Source organism: Shewanella carassii, from assembly GCF_002777975.1.
GTDB classification, from domain to species: domain Bacteria; phylum Pseudomonadota; class Gammaproteobacteria; order Enterobacterales; family Shewanellaceae; genus Shewanella; species Shewanella carassii.
Window position 1 is genome coordinate 66290 of the sequence record NZ_NGVS01000003.1, and the last position, 17162, is coordinate 83451.

Sequence of the window (17162 nt, forward strand, 5' to 3'; positions counted from 1 at the left end):
ATCAAGCAGGAAGGACTCTATGTTTGCATTTACCATTTTTATACTCTTTGTTCTGTTCATTCTCTATAAGTTGATGTTGATTGTGCCCATGCGTGAGGTGCATGTCATTGAGCGTTTGGGAAAATTCCGTACTGTACTGCAGCCTGGCTTTCACTTTTTAATCCCCTTCTTCGATCGAGTCGCATATCGGCACGATACCCGTGAGCAGGTGCTTGATGTACCGCCGCAGAGCTGTATCTCTAAGGATAATATCCAACTGGAGGTTGATGGCCTGGTCTATCTCAAGGTGATGGATGGCAAACTGGCCAGCTATGGCATTGAGGATTATCGTCTGGCGGCGGTGAATTTGGCACAAACCACAATGCGTTCCGAGATAGGTAAGCTGACACTGAGCCAGACTTTCTCCGAGCGTGATGCGCTCAATGAGGCAATTGTCCGCGAAATCGACAAGGCGTCCGATCCCTGGGGGATCAAGATGCTCAGATATGAGATCAAAAATATCAGCCCATCCAGGCATGTGATCCACACCCTGGAGAAGCAGATGGAAGCCGAGCGCCGCAAGCGCGCCGAAATCACCCTGGCCAGCGCCGAGAAAGAAGCGATGATCAACCTGTCTCAAGGTGAGCGTCAGGAAGCGATTAACATCTCTGAGGGTCAGAAGCAGAAGCGCATTAACGAGGCTCAAGGTACGGCGCAGGAGATTGCGATTGTTGCCAATGCCCAAGCCGAGAGCATGGCTATGATCGCCAAGGCGCTGGCGGTCAATGGCGGTAACGAGGCGATGAACATGCAGCTCAAGGAGCAGTTTATCGAACAGGTCGGTGAGATCTTGCAAAAGGCCGATATTTCAGTGGTTCCCACTGAACTGGCGAAGATGGAAGGTTTTTTCGAGGGTATTCAGCAAGTCAGCAATACAGCTGCCGGTAGCAAAGGAGCGCGCAAATGAATCTAGGACAGATAGATACCGACATGGTCGTACTGGGGATCTGGGGACTGATTTTCCTAGTCTTTATCATCAAGCTGTTTCAGTCGATTCGCTTGGTGCCAACCAAATCCGCCTACATTGTGGAGCGTTTGGGTAAATACCATATGACCCTGGACGCCGGTTTCCACGCGCTGCTGCCATTTATCGATAAGGTTGCCTATATCCATGACCTTAAAGAAGAAACCATAGATGTGCCGCCTCAGGAGTGTTTCTCCAGCGATGAAGTGAATGTCGAAGTCGATGGGGTTATCTATATTTCTGTGGTGGATCCGGTCAAGGCCAGCTACGGGGTAACCGATTACCGTTATGCTGCTATTCAACTGGCGCAGACAACCACCCGCTCTGTGATAGGCACTCTGGAGCTGGATCGCACCTTTGAAGAGCGCGACTTGATTAGTGCCAAGGTGGTAGAGGTATTGGATCAGGCCGGTGCCACCTGGGGGATTCGGGTGCATAGATATGAAATCAAGAATATTACGCCGCCGGAAACTGTGAAAAATGCCATGGAGATGCAGGTCAATGCCGAGCGTGAGCGCCGGGCATTGTTGGCCAAGAGTGAAGGCGATAAGCAGAGTAAGATCAATCGCTCCGAGGGTTTGAAGCAGGAGATGATCAACCACTCCGAGGGTGAGATGCAGCGCCGAATCAACGAGGCCGAAGGTAAGGCCGAGGAGATACTGGCGATTGCACGCGCTACAGCAGGTTCGATAGAGAAGTTGGCCGAAGTGATCGCTGCGCCCGGTGGCAAAAACGCACTGCGGATGCAACTGGGTGAGCAGTATCTGGCGCAGCTCAATGGTCTGAGCAAGCCTGGCAGTAAGATAGTCTTGCCGGGTAACATGGTGGACTTTGAATCCTGGATGGCCTCAATTGGGCTGACGGAAGAGAAAAATCCTAACGTTTGATACAACTGACGGGATCAAAAAAGCCGCTCTTGGAGCGGCTTTCTTATGGTGTTAAGTTGCTGAGTCAGACTATCAAGACTTGGTGCGTTTCATCGCGGTGAAGAACTCTTCATTGGTCTTGGTCATTGCCAGCTTGTCGATCAGGAATTCCATCGCGCTGACTTCATCCATAGGATTGAGGATCTTACGCAGGATCCACATCTTCTGCAGCTCATCCGGTGTAGTCAGTTTCTCTTCACGGCGGGTACCACTGCGGTTGAAGTCAATGGCAGGGAACACCCGCTTTTCAGCGGCCTTGCGTGACAGATGCAGTTCCTGGTTACCTGTACCCTTGAACTCTTCGTAAATTACTTCGTCCATCTTGGAGCCGGTATCGATAAGCGCAGTGGCGATAATGGTCAGACTGCCGCCATTTTCGATATTACGGGCTGCACCGAAGAAACGCTTGGGTCTGTGCAGTGCGTTGGCATCCACACCACCTGTCAGTACCTTGCCTGATGAAGGCACAACCGTGTTGTAAGCCCGAGCCAGACGGGTGATAGAGTCCAGCAGGATCACTACGTCTTTCTTGTGTTCAACCAGGCGCTTGGCCTTTTCGATAACCATCTCTGCAACTTGTACGTGACGGCTTGCAGGTTCATCGAAGGTGGAAGCGATCACTTCACCCTGAACCAGACGCTGCATTTCAGTCACTTCTTCAGGACGTTCGTCGATCAGCAGCACCATCAACACCACTTCAGGGTTGTTGTAGGTGATTGACTGGGCAATGTTCTGCAGCAGCAGAGTCTTACCGGCTTTAGGCGGCGCAACAATCAAACCACGTTGGCCCTTACCCACAGGGGAACAGAGATCCAGAATTCGGGCGGTGATATCTTCGGTGGAACCGTTACCGCGTTCCATACGCAGACGCTCTTCTGCGTGCAGTGGGGTAAGGTTTTCAAACAGGATCTTGTTGCGGGAGTTTTCAGGCTTATCGAAGTTAACTTCGTTGACTTTCAGTAGAGCAAAATAGCGTTCGCCTTCTTTGGGGGGGCGAATTTTGCCGAAAATAGTGTCACCCGTTCGCATGTTGAAACGGCGGATCTGGCTTGGAGAAACATAAATATCATCGGGACCGGCCAGATACGAACCATCGGAACTGCGCAGGAAACCAAATCCATCCTGAAGTATTTCCAGAACGCCGCCGCCGAAGATGTCTTCACCGCTCTTGGCATGGGCTTTCAATATAGAGAAGATGATATCCTGCTTGCGGGCACGAGCCATATTCTCCAGCTTCATTTCTTCGGCCAGTGCAACTAAGTCAGCAATAGACTTGTTTTTTAATTCAGTTAAATTCATTTTTGGTGGGTCTTGTTTCACGCGACAAAGCTTACGCGCTCAATCTCTCAAATTGGACTTGATGGATGTTGATTGAACAGCGAGAAGTGGGTTAGTAGAAAGAATCTGGTTATTAAAGTAGCACTATCAAGGCAGGGCGTCCAGAAGTTTAACTGAACCCGGCACATTTTTATTTCGGGGGCGTGCCGGGTGTCACTTATTTGATTTGAGTGATCAAATCTGGGCGTCAATGAACTCTTTCAATTGAGTCTTGGATAGCGCGCCCACTTTAGAAGCCAGTAGTTCACCGTTTTTGAATAACAACAGAGTAGGAATACCGCGAACACCATATTTAACCGGTGAAGCGTTGTTCTGATCTATGTTCAATTTGGCGATAGTCAGTTGACCTGCATACTCTTCGGCGACATCGTCCAAGATTGGAGCGATCATTTTGCATGGACCACACCACTCGGCCCAAAAGTCCACTAAGACAGGCAGTTCTGATTTCAGAACGTCGTTTTCGAAGCTGTCGTCGCTCAGGTATACAATTTTATCGCTCATGATGTTCTCCAGTTGGGTTGCCATTGCTGGTTTGTTAATGGCTTAACCTGTATATTGGGTTGGATTGACGGCAATTCAAGTTACCGTTTTTTTCTTGTCGCTATTTCAAACGATCGAGTATCTTATTGCAACCCTAACTGGTATGCTTGCGCTATGAGCGAAACACATTTATCCCAACAAAAATTTGCCGAACTGCCACTACATCCTGAAGTAATTCAGGCACTTGCAGAAAACGGTTTCGAATATTGTACGCCTATTCAGGCGCTTTCCCTGCCAGTACTTTTGCAGGGCAAAGATATCGCCGGTCAGGCTCAGACAGGTACGGGCAAGACCCTGGCCTTCCTGGTCGCAACTTTTAACCACTTGTTGTCCACCGAGATCCCCGCAGAACGCCAAATCAATCAGCCCAGAGCCATCATTATGGCCCCCACTCGGGAATTGGCGATTCAGATAGCCAAAGATGCCACCTTGCTGTCCAAGCACACCAAACTCAAGGTGGGGATAGTCTATGGCGGCGAAGGCTATGATGCCCAGCGTAAGGTGCTGGACAAGGGTGTGGACATATTGATTGGTACCACAGGACGCATCATAGATTACGTGCGTCAAGGGGTTATCAACCTCAGCGCCATTCAGGCCGTTGTGTTGGATGAAGCCGATCGCATGTTCGATCTGGGCTTTATCAAAGACATTCGCTTCCTGTTCCGCCGTATGCCGGATGCCAAAGACAGACTCAATATGCTGTTCTCGGCAACCCTGTCGATGAAGGTGCAGGAGCTGGCTTACGACCATATGAATGATCCGGTCAAAGTCGAAATTGCGCCGGAAGAGAAGACCTCGAAAAATATCAAGGAAGAGCTGTTTTATCCTTCGATGAAGGACAAGATCCCGCTGCTGCTTACCCTGATAGAGGAAGATTGGCCGGATAAGGCGATAGTCTTTGCCAACACCAAGCATCAGTGTGAAAACCTCTGGGGATGGCTCGAAGGTGATGGTCACAGGGTTGGTCTGTTGACCGGTGACGTGCCACAAAAGAAACGTCTCAAAATCCTGGAGCAGTTCACTAAGGGCGATCTGGACATCTTGGTGGCAACAGACGTGGCGGCCCGTGGCCTGCATATTTCTGATGTATCCCATGTCTATAACTTCGACCTGCCCGATGACTGTGAAGACTATGTTCACCGCATTGGCCGTACTGGCCGCGCCGGTGCCAAAGGGGTTTCGGTCAGCTTTGCCTGTGAAGAATATGCCCTCAATCTGCCGGCCATCGAAGACTATATCAAGCACTCGATTCCGGTAACCTCATACGATGCCGAAGCTCTGCTCGATGATATTCCAGCTCCGGTTCGTGTTCATCGTAAGCATGCTGGCCCGCGAAATACCCGCGACCGTACTCAGGGACGCCCTCAAGGGGCTCATCGTAGTGGCGGCCGTCCACCTCGTCACGACAGGACCCGCAGACATTCCTGAATGCCGAAACCCGCCTACGCTGCCATAACCCTTGGCTCCAATAGCTTCAATATGCTGGTTGCCCGCACAGTCGGCGGCCAGCCCAAGGTGCTTGCCAAGTATAAGCGTAAGGTGAGGTTGGCCGAGGGAATCGAGGCCGATGGCAGTCTTAATCAGGCGGCATTCGAACGAGGCCTTGATTGCCTAGCCATGTTTGCCAATATGCTCGTCGAGCATCAAGTCGATGATGCCAATGTGGCCGTCATTGCTACCGCAACCCTTCGCTGTATCAGTAATGCGGATGAATTCAATCATCGTGCCTTGCAAATATTAGGGCACCCGATAGAGATCATCTGTGGTATGCGTGAAGCCGAACTTATCTATCAAGGCATGGTAGCGACCACTCATGGCGAAGGGCGACGCCTAGTGATTGATATCGGTGGTGCCAGTACTGAGTTTATTGTGGGTGACGGTGAAAAGGTGCTGTTTAAAACCAGTCTGCCGATAGGCTGTGTCACCTACAATCAATGCTTTTTCACCTCTGCCCCTCTGCAACCGCTGGACTTTGACGATGTTCGCGTCAGGGTGGATCTGGCCTTGGCTGAACACAAATCGACTTTGAAAGCGCTGGGCTGGCATTCGGTGGTCGGCGCTTCCGGAGCGGTACAATCTGTGGTTGAAGTGTTGCAGCACAGGCAGGAGTCGGAAACCCTGACTCTGACGGTGCTGGAGTCGCTGAAACAGGAGTTGTTGGCTCAGGAGAGTCTGACTCTGGATGGCATAAGTGGCCTTTGCCCCGAGCGGGCGCCGACCTTTGCATCCGGTGTTGCCATTTTGCTGGCGCTGTTTGAACTGCTGGGTATTGAGCGGTTGCACTTATCCGGCGGTGCTTTGCGCGAAGGAGTATTGCAGATGTTAGCTAAACGGCAATCTTTAGCCCCGGCACAATAAAAAGGACCTTCACCAGGTCCTTTTTACTATCTGATTTTTTTACTGCTACGGTCCTAATGCACCATAGGTTACCCGGCATAGTGGCTTGAAAGATCACTTGAGGATCTTGGCCAGATCTTGTTCCAGTGATACTTCCGGGCGTTCAACGATACGGCCAATCTCTTTACCATCCTGAAGCACGATAAAGGTTGGAATGCGTTGGAAGTCATATTGAGCGGCAAGACCTTCTGGATCTTGCTTCTGGCGGTCGACGCCTATGTAACGCACTTGAATATTAGGGTTGGCCACTTGCTCCATGATCCGGATAAAGCGCGGGGTTTCTCTGTGGCAATCCGGGCACCAAGTACCTATGATCACCACTATCTCAGTGGCTTTATCGACCGCTTTTATCGGCGCCAACGAGTCCGTATCTACATTGTAATTCTTATAGTTTTCAATAAATTCAGGTAGCTCTGATACTAATTTCTGTGCATCTACTGCGCCCACAATAATCACTTCCTGTTTCTCCTCACTGCAGGTGGCGATAAAGCCTTCCTGTTTGCCTTCAAAACCACAACCGCCATTGGCCATAACCTGACAACTGAAAAAGAGCGCGGTGGTGGCGAGTAACGCTTTTACATTCTGACGCATCATACTACCTCGGGTGGGGTGACTCCATTGCTTGATTCAATCATCAGTGTGAATTTAGACAAAGACATAAGTTTCATGTGTGTTATCAAGATCACTAAATAATTCTAATCTGAACAATATGTCTGACCCAGGATAGCGAGATACGAAAAAGCCGCCATAACGGCGGCCTTGAGTTAGGTTTGGACAGCCTAAGTGGTTACTTAGCGTCTTTCAGCCATTGAGCAGCTTGCTTGGCAAAGTAAGTGAGAATGCCATCGGCGCCTGCGCGCTTGAAGCAAAGCAGCGACTCCATCACTATGGCTTTTTCTGCCAGCCAGCCATTTTGAATTGCTGCCATGTGCATGGCGTATTCACCGCTGACCTGATAGGCAAAAGTCGGCACACCCAGCTCGGTTTTAACTCTGCGCACTATATCCAGATAAGGCATGCCTGGTTTAACCATCACCATATCGGCACCTTCCTGGATATCCAAGGCGACTTCGTGCAGTGCTTCGTCTGAGTTGGCAGGATCCATTTGATAGCTATGCTTGTTGCCACCCTTGAGGTTGCCGGCAGAGCCGACCGCATCGCGGAAGGGGCCGTAATAGCTGGAGGAGTATTTGGCGCTATAAGCCATTATCTGGGTGTTGACGTGGCCTGCAGCCTCAAGTGCTTGACGTATGGCACCGATGCGGCCATCCATCATGTCTGACGGTGCCACCATATCTGCACCGGCTGCGGCATGGGACAACGCCTGCTTCACCAAAATTTCAGTGGTAATGTCATTGATGATATAACCCGTCTCATCAATGATGCCGTCTTGGCCGTGAGTGGTATAGGGGTCCAGCGCGACATCTGTCATTACGCCCAGCTGAGGGAACTCGGCCTTGAGCTCACGAACGGCTCTTTGTACCAAACCATCCGGATTGTAGGCTTCTTCGGCCATCAGAGATTTTTTCTCTGCCGGCGTGACGGGGAAGAGGGCAATCAAAGGGATCCCCAGTTCTACCAATTCTTCGGCTTCCTTGAGCAGCAGATCTATGCTGTAACGCTCAACGCCTGGCATGGAGGTTACAGATTCGGTGCGCTTGTTGCCTTCGAGAACAAACATAGGGTAGATGAGATCATTGACCGTCAGTTGGTTCTCAGCCATCAGGCGGCGGCTGAACTCATGTTTGCGCATACGGCGCATACGACGCTGTGGGTAGGCACTGGTAATTATGTTCAATTTTGACTCCTGACTGGATCTGAAAGGGTATCTTGCGTGGGATCGAATGCACATACGCGATCCCTGCCTGAATTCTTGGCTCGATACAGGGCTTTGTCGGCTTGCTCCAGCAATTGGGTAATATGTAAATCCGACTCTATGATAGCAATACTGACTCCGATGCTGGCCGTCATGGGAATCACTCGTTCGCCCCAACTGACATTCAAAGATGCTATGGCGTGGCGTATCTGCTCCGCGATGCTCAAAGCTCCGTTAGTATCAGTATTGGGCAATATAATAGCAAACTCTTCACCACCAAAACGTGATACCAGATCGCTTGGCCGTTTGAGTATGTTTCTCAATGTATCGGCGATACACTTCAGAGTTTGGTCGCCGGCCAGATGGCCATGGTTATCATTGATGGTCTTGAACTTGTCGATATCCAGCATCAGTAGCGCCAGCGGCGTTTGTTGGCGGCGGCTGATACGCCCTTCTGCCTGCAGACGCTTATCGAAAGTGGCGCGATTTTTAACTCCGGTAAGACTGTCTATTGTGGCTTGCTCGGTAAGCTTCTGGTTGGCCTCGTTCAACTCCCTGAGTGCAATTTCCAGCTCAAGCGTGCGTTCTTGCACCATACGTTCCAGCTTCTCGTTGCTCTCGGCTTCCATCCTCAAGGTTTCTTCCCGGGCTTCACGGATCCGCTCAGCTTGTCTCAAGGCCTCTTGTTGAATTCTCTGTTTGGATTTGCGTTCATCGTTATAACGTATCGCCAATACCGCCGCCATAAACACCACTTCGAAGGTGAGTCCTAGTAATACAGGGGTTTGTGGCATTAAAGGCAGTTTGATAAGCCCCAGGTACATGAGGCAGGAAATGAAAATACCCAGAGTCATTCCACTCCAGGAAATCGTATAGAGTTTAGCAAGTTTGTTGCCGCGTAAAGCCTGCAATATGCTGAAAAACAGCAACATTATGCTTACTGTCATCACAGCGTAAAGCTCTATATAGATAGCTAGACTGTAGTTGAGCAGCACTGAGGCAAACATCAGTATGATTGCGCTGGCGGCGGTATAGCGGCATGCCCTCAGCATACGAATATTGTTGTACTTGAGTTGCAGTACTTTTTCAGTAAATAGAATGCCAAAGGCGATAACCAGAGGAACCAGCAAAGGAATAATGTGTTGTTGTAATTGCGGCAGGTTGGGCCAAAGGTAGCGGAACGCATTCCCGTTGATACAGGCGACCAATAGGGTCATGGTCAGCACATAGCCGGCATAGTAGCTGTAGCTGAAGGAGCGGGTAGTTAAGGCGATAAACAGTGCAAACAGGCCTATAGCAGCCAGGGCGCCGAGTTGGATGCCATTGAGTAAGTTGCGGGTTTCATGGCTTTGCAACAGTACATGGGGTTCCCATAGATGGATTGGCAGATAACTGCTGCCGGATGTGGTCAGTTTCAACCAAAATTGATGTTTTTCCGGATATTTGATTTCGAAAGCATAGAGAAAATCGGTACTCAATATATTTCTGTAGCTAAAGGGCTGGCTATCTCCCAGGGTAAGCTGGCGTTGCAGACGGTCATCTATGAAATGATAGATTTCCAGTTTATCTAGGCTGGGATTATTAAAAGTCAGTAAGCGGCTGTAATTGCCGGGTTCCGTGGCGATAAGGGTAAAATTGAACCACAGGCCATGGGGCTTCAAGTTGACAAATCTATAGTCATTGGCTGCTCGCCACGCCGATGCTGGCAATTTTTGTACTAGACCGAGATGACTGTCAGTTGTCATTTCGTAAATCTTAGTGCTGGGACGCAGGTCTAAATCCAGCCCCTTTGAAGCGGAAATTTCTACTTCCGGGGCGGCGTTAACTGCCAGTGATAACAAACTACAGAAGAGCAGCAGTACAGAGTACGCATTAGCCATGAGTGCTCTCCAGTTTGAAGAAACGCAGGCTGTTGCTATAGCACTGGCGCGCGAGACTGTCCAGTGACTGGCCGCGGATCTCGGCGATAGCCTGGGCGATGTAAGGCAGATATTTGGGCTCATTACGGCCGGATTTTGGCTTAGGCCGCATACTGCGTGGCAGTAGATAGGGACTGTCGGTTTCCAACAATAATCTGTTGTCCGGGATTAAGGGCAGGGCACTGACCAGATCCTGTCCCCGGCGTTCATCGCAAACCCAACCTGTTACGCCCAGATACAGATCCCTGGCAATGTAGTCTTCGGCCTGTTTGGGGCCGTCGGTAAAACAGTGCAGTAGCGCCGCCGGTAGGGCTTCCAGATAGTCATCCAGAATAGCCAGAAAATCCTCATGGGCATCACGCTGATGCATCAGTACCGGATACTGCAGTTCTACCGCCAGAGCCAACTGGGCTTCAAAAGCCTGGCGCTGCTGCTGGCGCGGCGAAAAGTCTCTGTTGTAGTCCAGGCCGCATTCCCCTATGGCAACCACGCCCGGTTGCCTGGCCAGCTGCTTCAGTTCGGCGGCGCTCTCCGTCTGCCACTCGCTGGCATGATGGGGGTGGACACCAGCTGTGGTGTAGACTTTTTGGGGATATTGTCGGCAAACCTGGATGCAGCTTCGGCTTTCATCCAGATGGCTGCCAATAAGGATAAGCGGCGAGACGCCTTCGCTTGCCGCTTCATTGATAACTCGATTGAGATCTTGTTCCAGGTGGCTGCCAATCAGATTGACAGCAATATCCAGGTATTGATTCACTGCAGACGCTTGACCCTGATAGTACTATTGCGCCCTTCAGTTCCCAACAGGAATGAGCCTAAGGCGGCTTTTTCGATATAAACTTTCTGTCCGGAGTCCAGACGGAAATTGCGGCTGTCGGTCTGTTTCCATACTTGGCCGTTGCTGAAGCTGATCCTGAGGGCGCCATAGGGGTCTTTATCGACCTCGCTAATGGTCAGGAAAATTTTCGTCACTTCATTTTGCTTGCTGTTTTGGAGAGTGGATTCCAAGTTGTCGGCACCAAAGTCGGCCACAGGATCGGCCTGGACATTCTGGGTAACTGGTGCTGCGACAACTATTGCGGCAGTTTCGGCAGAACTGACTTCGGGGCTTTTTACATGGGGGACTCTGGCAGCCAGCTCATCGTAACAGATGAGCCGTTCTAGCTTGTCAGAGAGTGAAGCGCATTGAGCCAACTCCTGTTCAATTCCAGCCTGAGCCTGAAAACAAAGCAATGCAGCAGAGGCAGCAATCCAGGTTAAACGCATGAATATCATCCTTCTTTTATTCTTGTTTTACCCTTGCTGCCCGCCGATTATGCCTGTTTTTCTTCGGACTCGTCCTCGTCTGATTCATCCGAAGCCTTGCTGTAGAAACGGGCAGCAAAGAGTCCGCCCTCAAACAATAACAGCATTGGCACGGCCAGCATAGTCTGAGAGATAACATCCGGCGGTGTCAGTAACATACCCACCACAAAAGCGCCGACCACAATATAAGGGCGTTTGGCTCTTAGGTCTTCGGGGGTAGTGACACCGGCCCAGCACAGTAGGATCACGGCGACCGGGATCTCGAATGCTAAACCAAAGGCAAAGAACAGTTTCAGAATAAAGCTCAGATAACTGCTGATATCGGTCGCGACCTGAACACCTTCTGGAGCCACACTGGTAAAGAAACCGAATACGACTGGGAACACCACGTAATAGGCAAAGGCGATCCCTAAATAAAACAGTAAGGTACTGCTTACCAATAGCGGGATAACCAAGCGTTTTTCATGTTTATACAGTCCGGGCGCAACAAAAGACCAGATCTGATACAGCACATAGGGCACTGCAATGAAAAAAGACAATACCAGCGTTAATTTAAAGGGAGCGAAAAATGGCGCGGCCACATCCGTTGCAATCATGCTGCCGGTATCCGGCAGTGACTGCATCAACGGGATCGCCATATAGTGATAGATGTCGTTAGCCCAGTAAACCAGGGCGATAAACACGATAAGCACACTTGCGATAGCTCTGAGCAGTTTAGTGCGCAGTTCCAGCAAGTGGCTGATTAATGGTTGCTGTTGCGACATGCGTTACCCATTATTTAGTATCAGTACCTGTAGGCTTGGTTGCCGCTTCCGAGGCCGGTGCCTTGTCTCCGGCGGGCATCTCTGCCTTGGGAGTTTCCTGAGTGCGGGCGGTATCTTCAACTTGATAGGGGCGGTTAACCGATTGGGCCGCTTCCTTGAGTTGATCGATAGACTCTTGCAATTCAGGTGACAGATTGCTGAGGCCCTTGCTCTCGGCCTTCTTCAGGTCTGCATGTAACTGCTCGATCTTGAGCTCTTGCTCAAGTTCATCTTTGACCGAATTGGCCATGCGTTTCATGGCACGGATCCAACCGGTAATTGAACGCACTGCTACCGGGAGACGTTCGGGGCCGAGAACGACCAGCCCCAATACCCCGATGAGCAGCAGCTCCATAAAGCCGATACCATCGAACATAGGGAATTACGCCTGTTCTTTGTCCTTGGACTCTGGCTTCTTGTCAGCCGCCTGTGCTTTTGGGTCTGCCTGAGTATTCTGTGCAGAAGTGTCCTCGATGGCTTTCTTGTCCTCGTCACTGGACATGGCGTTCTTGAATCCCTTAACTGCTCCGCCGAGGTCGCCGCCCAGTGAACGCAGCTTCTTGGTGCCGAACAGCAGCACTACAATTAACGCGATGATGAGAAGTTGCCAAATACTGATACCACCCATGAAGGTTTCCTCTTAGATAATCTTGGTTCAATTATGAACCTTTAATTAAAATGTACTAATTAAAATTTCTTAATTTTGGGCCTGGATCGCCATCCAATAAACCACAGGATTGCTCCGGCTCCCATAGTGACATAGGAAGGCCACAGTGTAGCGTCCTGACTGAGTGAAATCGTGCCACAGATCAACAAAATTGCGGATGTGATTAACAAATAATTGCTCTTGTGCGCTTTCTGCTGGTGCTTCAGATATTTGTCCAACATCTGCTGCTGAGCTCCAAGGAGATTTCGCCCCAGCTTCAGATTGTCATATATCAGCTCCGGAAACTCTGGAAGTTTATCAGACCAGAAGGGCAATTGTGTTTGCACTTTTTTGAACATTGCCTTGGGACCGACCTGTTCGGCCATCCACTGCTCGAGGAAAGGCTTGGCCGTTTGCCACAGATCCAGCTGAGGATAGAGCTGACGTCCCAAGCCTTCGATATAGAGCAAGGTCTTTTCCAGCAAGACCAGCTGCGGCTGTACTACTATATGGAAGCGGCGGGCGGTACGGAACAGTTCCAGCAGCACATGGCCGAAGGAGATCTCATCCAGCGGCTTGTTGAACATGGGTTCACACACCACTTTGACTGCTTGCTCGAAGGCCTGAATGTCGGTATCGGCCGAAACCCAACCGGATTCCACATATAGCTGGGCGATACGGCGGTAATCACGATTGAAGAAGGCGAGGAAGTTTTCCGCCAGATAGCGTTTATCCGTGTCGTTGAGCGTTCCCATGATGCCGCAGTCCAGACCTATATAGAAAGGATCTTCCGGGTGCTCACGAGAAATAAAGATGTTGCCCGGGTGCATGTCGGCGTGGAAAAAATTATCGCGAAAGACCTGGGTAAAGAAGAGCTCCACCCCACGCTCGGCCAACAGCTTGAGGTTGGTGCCCTGGGCCTTGAGCGCGGCTATATCAGATACAGGGATCCCCTCGATACGCTCCATCACCATCAAGCGCTGATAGCTCAGTTCTTCATAAACATAGGGAATGTAGAGGGCGTTGGAGTCGAGAAAATTGTTGCGCAGCTTAACTGTGTTGAGCGCTTCCAGTTTAAGGTTGAGCTCTCCCAGAATGGTAGTGCGGTAGTCTTCCACCACTTCGGCTGGGCGCAGGCGATTATCCGGGCCGAGAATGGTTTCCAGCAGCTTGGCACTCTGGCTCATTAGCTGCAGGTCGGCGAGAATGTTTTGCTCTACATTGGGGCGTAATACCTTGAGAACCACGGGCTTGCCGTTGGACTTGAGCGTTGCCGTATGTACTTGGGAAATAGATGCCGAGGCCAGCGGGGTATCATCAAAATCGTCAAACAGGGTTTCTATGGGGACCTTGAGCTCGGCTTCAATGGCTTGCCGCGCCAACTTGGAGTCAAATGGCGGGACCCTGTCCTGCAGCATGGCCAATTCGTGGGCCCAGTCATCGCTGAGCAGATCGCGCCGGGTGGAGAGCATCTGGCCGAACTTGATATAAACCGGCCCCAACTCTTGCATGGCCAGTTTCAGCCGTTCACCACCTGCCTTGGATTTATGTTTGTTGCGCAGCCAGAACAGACTGCGACGCCAGAGCTTGAAGTACCAAGGGGTCAACTTTTTCGGCAACAGCTCGTCCAAGCCATAATGCAGGGCAATGCTGATAACCTGATATCCTCTCTTGATACTGGCGAAACTCATGGGCTTTTCTTGTCCTTCAAATTGGCGAGTCGTTGTTCTAAGGCGTCCGTGGCGGCCGCAAGTTCGTCAATTTTGTCGCAATGGTGAATAAATTCAAGCCGATGAGGGGCTAATCCGTATTCTTCGGTAGTTAATTGCACCAGATGGGACTGGGTCTTGCTAAACACCCGACTTAAATCTGCTTTGGCACGCTGCAGAGCGCTAAACAAGATATGCGTCGGGGCATCGCCCAGATACCGGGACAAAGGCTCGGCAAAGTCAAACCTGACCTGCTGCAGAAAATGGCTGAATGTTTGCAGCAGGGCGAGTTCGCCTTCGATGACCAGCTTGTCTTGTTTGATAAGCTCGGTGAGGCTTTCGCCTTCACCCAAGCGATATAAAGTGGTGGCATCGGCCTTGACGACCACGGCCACCTCGCCTTCATAGCTGGAAAGCACCTGAATTTTCTTGGCAAACACTAAATAAAGCGGCCAATTCAATTGACTGAGTTGCAGGCACAGGACTTTACCGTGCAGCGACTTCAACCGGGCGTATTCCCCCTCGGCTTGGTCGATGACTTTTTCAAGCGCCATCTCCAGAGCGGCGCAGCACAGCAGCCGTCCCTGGGATGTCAGGCTCAACTCATTCATCTCAGAACTTATAGCCTCGGTGCAGAGCCACTACGCCGTCGGTCATATTGATGTAATCCACCTGCTCCAGACCAGCGTCTAGCATCATCTGCTTCAGGGTTTCCTGATCCGGGTGCATGCGGATAGACTCGGCCAGGTATTCGTAGCTGTCGGCGTCATTGGCAACCAACTGACCCATCTTGGGCAGGATCTTGAATGAATACAGATCGTAGGCCTTGCGCATGATCTCATGCTGGGGCTTGGAGAACTCCAATACCAGCAGCTTGCCGCCCGGTTTCAGGACTCGTTGCATGGAGCGCAGCGCCGCGTCTTTGTCGGTCACATTACGCAGACCAAAGGCGATGGTGATGATATCGAAGTGATTGTCCGGGAAGGGCAGCGCCTCGGCGTTGGCCTGGACATAACTGACGTTACCCACAATGCCTTTATCACGTAGCTTGCTGCGGCCGACTTTGAGCATGGAATCATTGATATCGGCCAGAATAACCTGGCCCTTGTCACCCACCAGGTGCGAGAATTTGGCGGTTAAATCACCGGTACCACCGGCAAGATCCAATACCTTCATTCCCGGACGAGCACCGGCGCATTCTATGGTGAAGCGTTTCCAGAATCTATGGATACCAAAGGAAGCGACATCGTTCATGATGTCGTATTTAGCGGCAACGGAATGGAAGACTCCGGCTACCAGGTCGGCCTTCTTTTCGGCTTCGACAGTTTTATACCCGAAATGTGTACTCTTTGGTGAGCCTTCAGACATCAGTGTATTCCTATGACTAACTTGTATTGCAGCGAGTGTAAGCTATTGGTGCGGCTTGCTGAATCTTTGCGCGACCAAGCTGTGATCGCCGCAGTAAAAAACGCTGTTGGCCCAATGGCCAGACTGCGCATTAGACCACAATATCAGCCGGGGGTGAATAGTCCCGGCGGCTATCGTATTCTGGACAATGGTTGAGAATGCCGTGGCCATGGGTATATGGCTCGAGCCAGTGATGCCGCTGCGACGCTATGACGAGGATTGGTGCTGGTTCTCAAACCTGTTTGGCCTGTAGATAGGCGTAAATCAGTTCGGCAAGGCACTGACCCACGGCCTTGTAACCGGCGGTTAGGCCTGCATCGTGGCATGCCGGGGCGCCTTCGGCCAGATGCAGATAGACACTCGGGGTGTGGCGCGCCATATGGCTGACATAGTGGGCGGCATCCAACAGCGGAATACCGGCAACGGTTGAGGCACTGGAAGGCATCTGGGTTATGGCATCCAGATCCAGCTCTATGGCGACAGGTAGTCCCGTATGGCGCAGCTGGCGAGCGATGTCGCTCAGAGCCTGTTCCAAGCTCAGCTCGCGGCGTACCCAAATCTGCTGCAGGCTGTGCCAACTGCCTCCAAATGCCGTAAGTTGTTCCAGATTGGCTTCACTGTTTTTCAGTTCATGCAGCCCGAGCACGTGATAATGCCCCAGGGCGCCGTTGGCCGCCGCGTAACTGAAACCATTGCCACTGTGGCGGCCTTCCCGCAACCTGAAGTCTGAATGAGGATCCAGATTGACCGCCGCCAGCGGCTTGGATAATGCCGCCCGGGCGGCGCTAAGTATGCCAAAAGCGTTGTTGTGGCCACCGCCGATGACGATGGGCTCAAGTCCAGCGGCAAAAACCGGAGTTAGCGCCTCGATAACCTGCCGATCCAGCGACTCCACCTCTTGTCTGAGTTGCTGACAATCATTGGCAGCATTGGCAACCGGGGTGATCTCCCCTAGCAGCAGGCATTCTTCACCACTGAGAAAGCGGTTGGACTGCAGATTGAGCAGCGCCGGCAACATAGCATCAAAGGCCTGATTGGCACCACCTTGCCCCAGATTGGCCCTGGGCCCAAGATCTTCCTTGATACCGATAATGGCAAAACGGGCGCCTGCGGCTTTGGCCTGAGTCAGTGCATCCATATAGCTTGCCGCGCCTGGCAGCAGGCGCACTTTCTGACCAAGGCGGGTTTCACCTTCTCTGGGGCTGAAAGATTGAGCCAGCTTGGCTTGCGTGATGGGGGAGAGCGGCAGTTCCATAGAATATCCCTTTCTCTGACGGGGCAAGAATAGTCTCTATTCTGGCCGAGGCTGAGCAAAAGGCAACAAAAAAGCCGGCGGAAGCCGGCTTTAGTTCA

At 51.3% G+C, this 17162-nt stretch carries 19 protein-coding genes; 5 read left to right on the forward strand and 14 right to left on the reverse strand.

Annotated elements, in window-relative coordinates; genetic code table 11:
* Positions 1 to 19: 19 nt before the first annotated feature.
* Positions 20 to 946 carry an SPFH domain-containing protein gene (locus tag CBE72_RS00510; protein WP_100141843.1) on the forward strand — a complete coding sequence of 309 codons (927 nt, stop codon included), beginning with the start codon at positions 20 to 22 and terminating at the stop codon, positions 944 to 946.
* Positions 943 to 1890, forward strand: a complete 948-nt coding sequence (locus CBE72_RS00515; protein WP_100141844.1) for an SPFH domain-containing protein — start codon at positions 943 to 945, stop codon at positions 1888 to 1890. The genes CBE72_RS00510 and CBE72_RS00515 overlap by 4 nt, the downstream gene beginning before the upstream one ends.
* A gap of 72 nt (positions 1891 to 1962) precedes the next feature.
* Here CBE72_RS00515 and rho read toward each other — a convergent pair whose 3' ends face one another.
* Together rho and trxA are read right to left on the reverse strand one after the other, a co-directional pair.
* On the reverse strand, positions 1963 to 3228 hold the full coding sequence (rho, locus tag CBE72_RS00520) for a transcription termination factor Rho (RefSeq protein WP_039034049.1): 1266 nt from the start codon (positions 3226 to 3228) through the stop codon (positions 1963 to 1965).
* Between the two features lie 213 nt (positions 3229 to 3441).
* Complete coding sequence (gene trxA / locus CBE72_RS00525; protein WP_100141845.1) at positions 3442 to 3768, reverse strand: thioredoxin TrxA; 327 nt, start codon at positions 3766 to 3768, stop codon at positions 3442 to 3444.
* A gap of 153 nt (positions 3769 to 3921) precedes the next feature.
* Here trxA and rhlB point away from each other — a divergent pair, with 153 nt between their 5' ends.
* The gene (rhlB, locus tag CBE72_RS00530; RefSeq protein WP_100141846.1) at positions 3922 to 5235 is read left to right on the forward strand and encodes an ATP-dependent RNA helicase RhlB; all 1314 of its coding nucleotides are present in this window, start codon (positions 3922 to 3924) and stop codon (positions 5233 to 5235) included.
* The gene (locus CBE72_RS00535; protein ID WP_100141847.1) at positions 5236 to 6165 is read left to right on the forward strand and encodes a Ppx/GppA phosphatase family protein; all 930 of its coding nucleotides are present in this window, start codon (positions 5236 to 5238) and stop codon (positions 6163 to 6165) included.
* A gap of 93 nt (positions 6166 to 6258) precedes the next feature.
* Here CBE72_RS00535 and CBE72_RS00540 read toward each other — a convergent pair whose 3' ends face one another.
* From CBE72_RS00540 to ubiE, 11 genes are all read right to left on the reverse strand, one after another.
* The gene (locus CBE72_RS00540) at positions 6259 to 6795 is read right to left on the reverse strand and encodes a DUF6568 family protein (protein ID WP_100141894.1); all 537 of its coding nucleotides are present in this window, start codon (positions 6793 to 6795) and stop codon (positions 6259 to 6261) included.
* 196 nt (positions 6796 to 6991) lie between these two features.
* The gene (gene hemB / locus CBE72_RS00545; RefSeq protein WP_100141848.1) at positions 6992 to 8002 is read right to left on the reverse strand and encodes a porphobilinogen synthase; all 1011 of its coding nucleotides are present in this window, start codon (positions 8000 to 8002) and stop codon (positions 6992 to 6994) included.
* On the reverse strand, positions 7999 to 9900 hold the full coding sequence (locus CBE72_RS00550) for a sensor domain-containing diguanylate cyclase (RefSeq protein ID WP_100141849.1): 1902 nt from the start codon (positions 9898 to 9900) through the stop codon (positions 7999 to 8001). Before CBE72_RS00550 ends, hemB begins: the two co-directional genes overlap by 4 nt.
* Complete coding sequence (locus CBE72_RS00555) at positions 9893 to 10696, reverse strand: TatD family hydrolase (RefSeq protein ID WP_100141850.1); 804 nt, start codon at positions 10694 to 10696, stop codon at positions 9893 to 9895. Before CBE72_RS00555 ends, CBE72_RS00550 begins: the two co-directional genes overlap by 8 nt.
* Positions 10693 to 11205, reverse strand: a complete 513-nt coding sequence (locus CBE72_RS00560; RefSeq protein ID WP_100141851.1) for a hypothetical protein — start codon at positions 11203 to 11205, stop codon at positions 10693 to 10695. The genes CBE72_RS00555 and CBE72_RS00560 overlap by 4 nt, the downstream gene beginning before the upstream one ends.
* Positions 11206 to 11252: 47 nt before the next feature.
* A complete protein-coding gene (gene tatC, locus CBE72_RS00565; RefSeq protein WP_100141852.1) occupies positions 11253 to 12008 on the reverse strand; it encodes a twin-arginine translocase subunit TatC in 756 nt (251 codons plus the stop codon).
* A 10-nt stretch (positions 12009 to 12018) separates the two neighbouring features.
* Positions 12019 to 12423, reverse strand: a complete 405-nt coding sequence (gene tatB / locus CBE72_RS00570; RefSeq protein WP_100141853.1) for a Sec-independent protein translocase protein TatB — start codon at positions 12421 to 12423, stop codon at positions 12019 to 12021.
* Positions 12424 to 12429: 6 nt separating this feature from the next.
* Positions 12430 to 12675, reverse strand: coding sequence for a Sec-independent protein translocase subunit TatA (gene tatA, locus CBE72_RS00575; RefSeq protein WP_044735310.1), 246 nt, complete (start codon positions 12673 to 12675; stop codon positions 12430 to 12432).
* 59 nt (positions 12676 to 12734) lie between these two features.
* Positions 12735 to 14384: a ubiquinone biosynthesis regulatory protein kinase UbiB gene (ubiB, locus tag CBE72_RS00580; RefSeq protein WP_100141854.1), complete on the reverse strand. Its 1650-nt coding sequence runs from the start codon at positions 14382 to 14384 to the stop codon at positions 12735 to 12737.
* Positions 14381 to 15013, reverse strand: coding sequence for a ubiquinone biosynthesis accessory factor UbiJ (locus CBE72_RS00585; RefSeq protein ID WP_100141855.1), 633 nt, complete (start codon positions 15011 to 15013; stop codon positions 14381 to 14383). Before CBE72_RS00585 ends, ubiB begins: the two co-directional genes overlap by 4 nt.
* Position 15014: 1 nt before the next feature.
* Complete coding sequence (gene ubiE, locus CBE72_RS00590; RefSeq protein ID WP_100141856.1) at positions 15015 to 15770, reverse strand: bifunctional demethylmenaquinone methyltransferase/2-methoxy-6-polyprenyl-1,4-benzoquinol methylase UbiE; 756 nt, start codon at positions 15768 to 15770, stop codon at positions 15015 to 15017.
* Positions 15771 to 15782: 12 nt separating this feature from the next.
* Between ubiE and CBE72_RS20035 the strand changes: the two genes are divergently transcribed.
* Positions 15783 to 15965 carry a hypothetical protein gene (locus tag CBE72_RS20035; protein ID WP_157929012.1) on the forward strand — a complete coding sequence of 61 codons (183 nt, stop codon included), beginning with the start codon at positions 15783 to 15785 and terminating at the stop codon, positions 15963 to 15965.
* Positions 15966 to 16041: 76 nt separating this feature from the next.
* On the opposite strand, the gene CBE72_RS00595 is transcribed toward CBE72_RS20035, so the two are convergent.
* Entirely contained in the window at positions 16042 to 17064 is a 1023-nt protein-coding gene (locus CBE72_RS00595) for a formimidoylglutamase (protein ID WP_100141857.1), read from the reverse strand.
* Between the last annotated feature and the right edge of the window lie 98 nt (positions 17065 to 17162).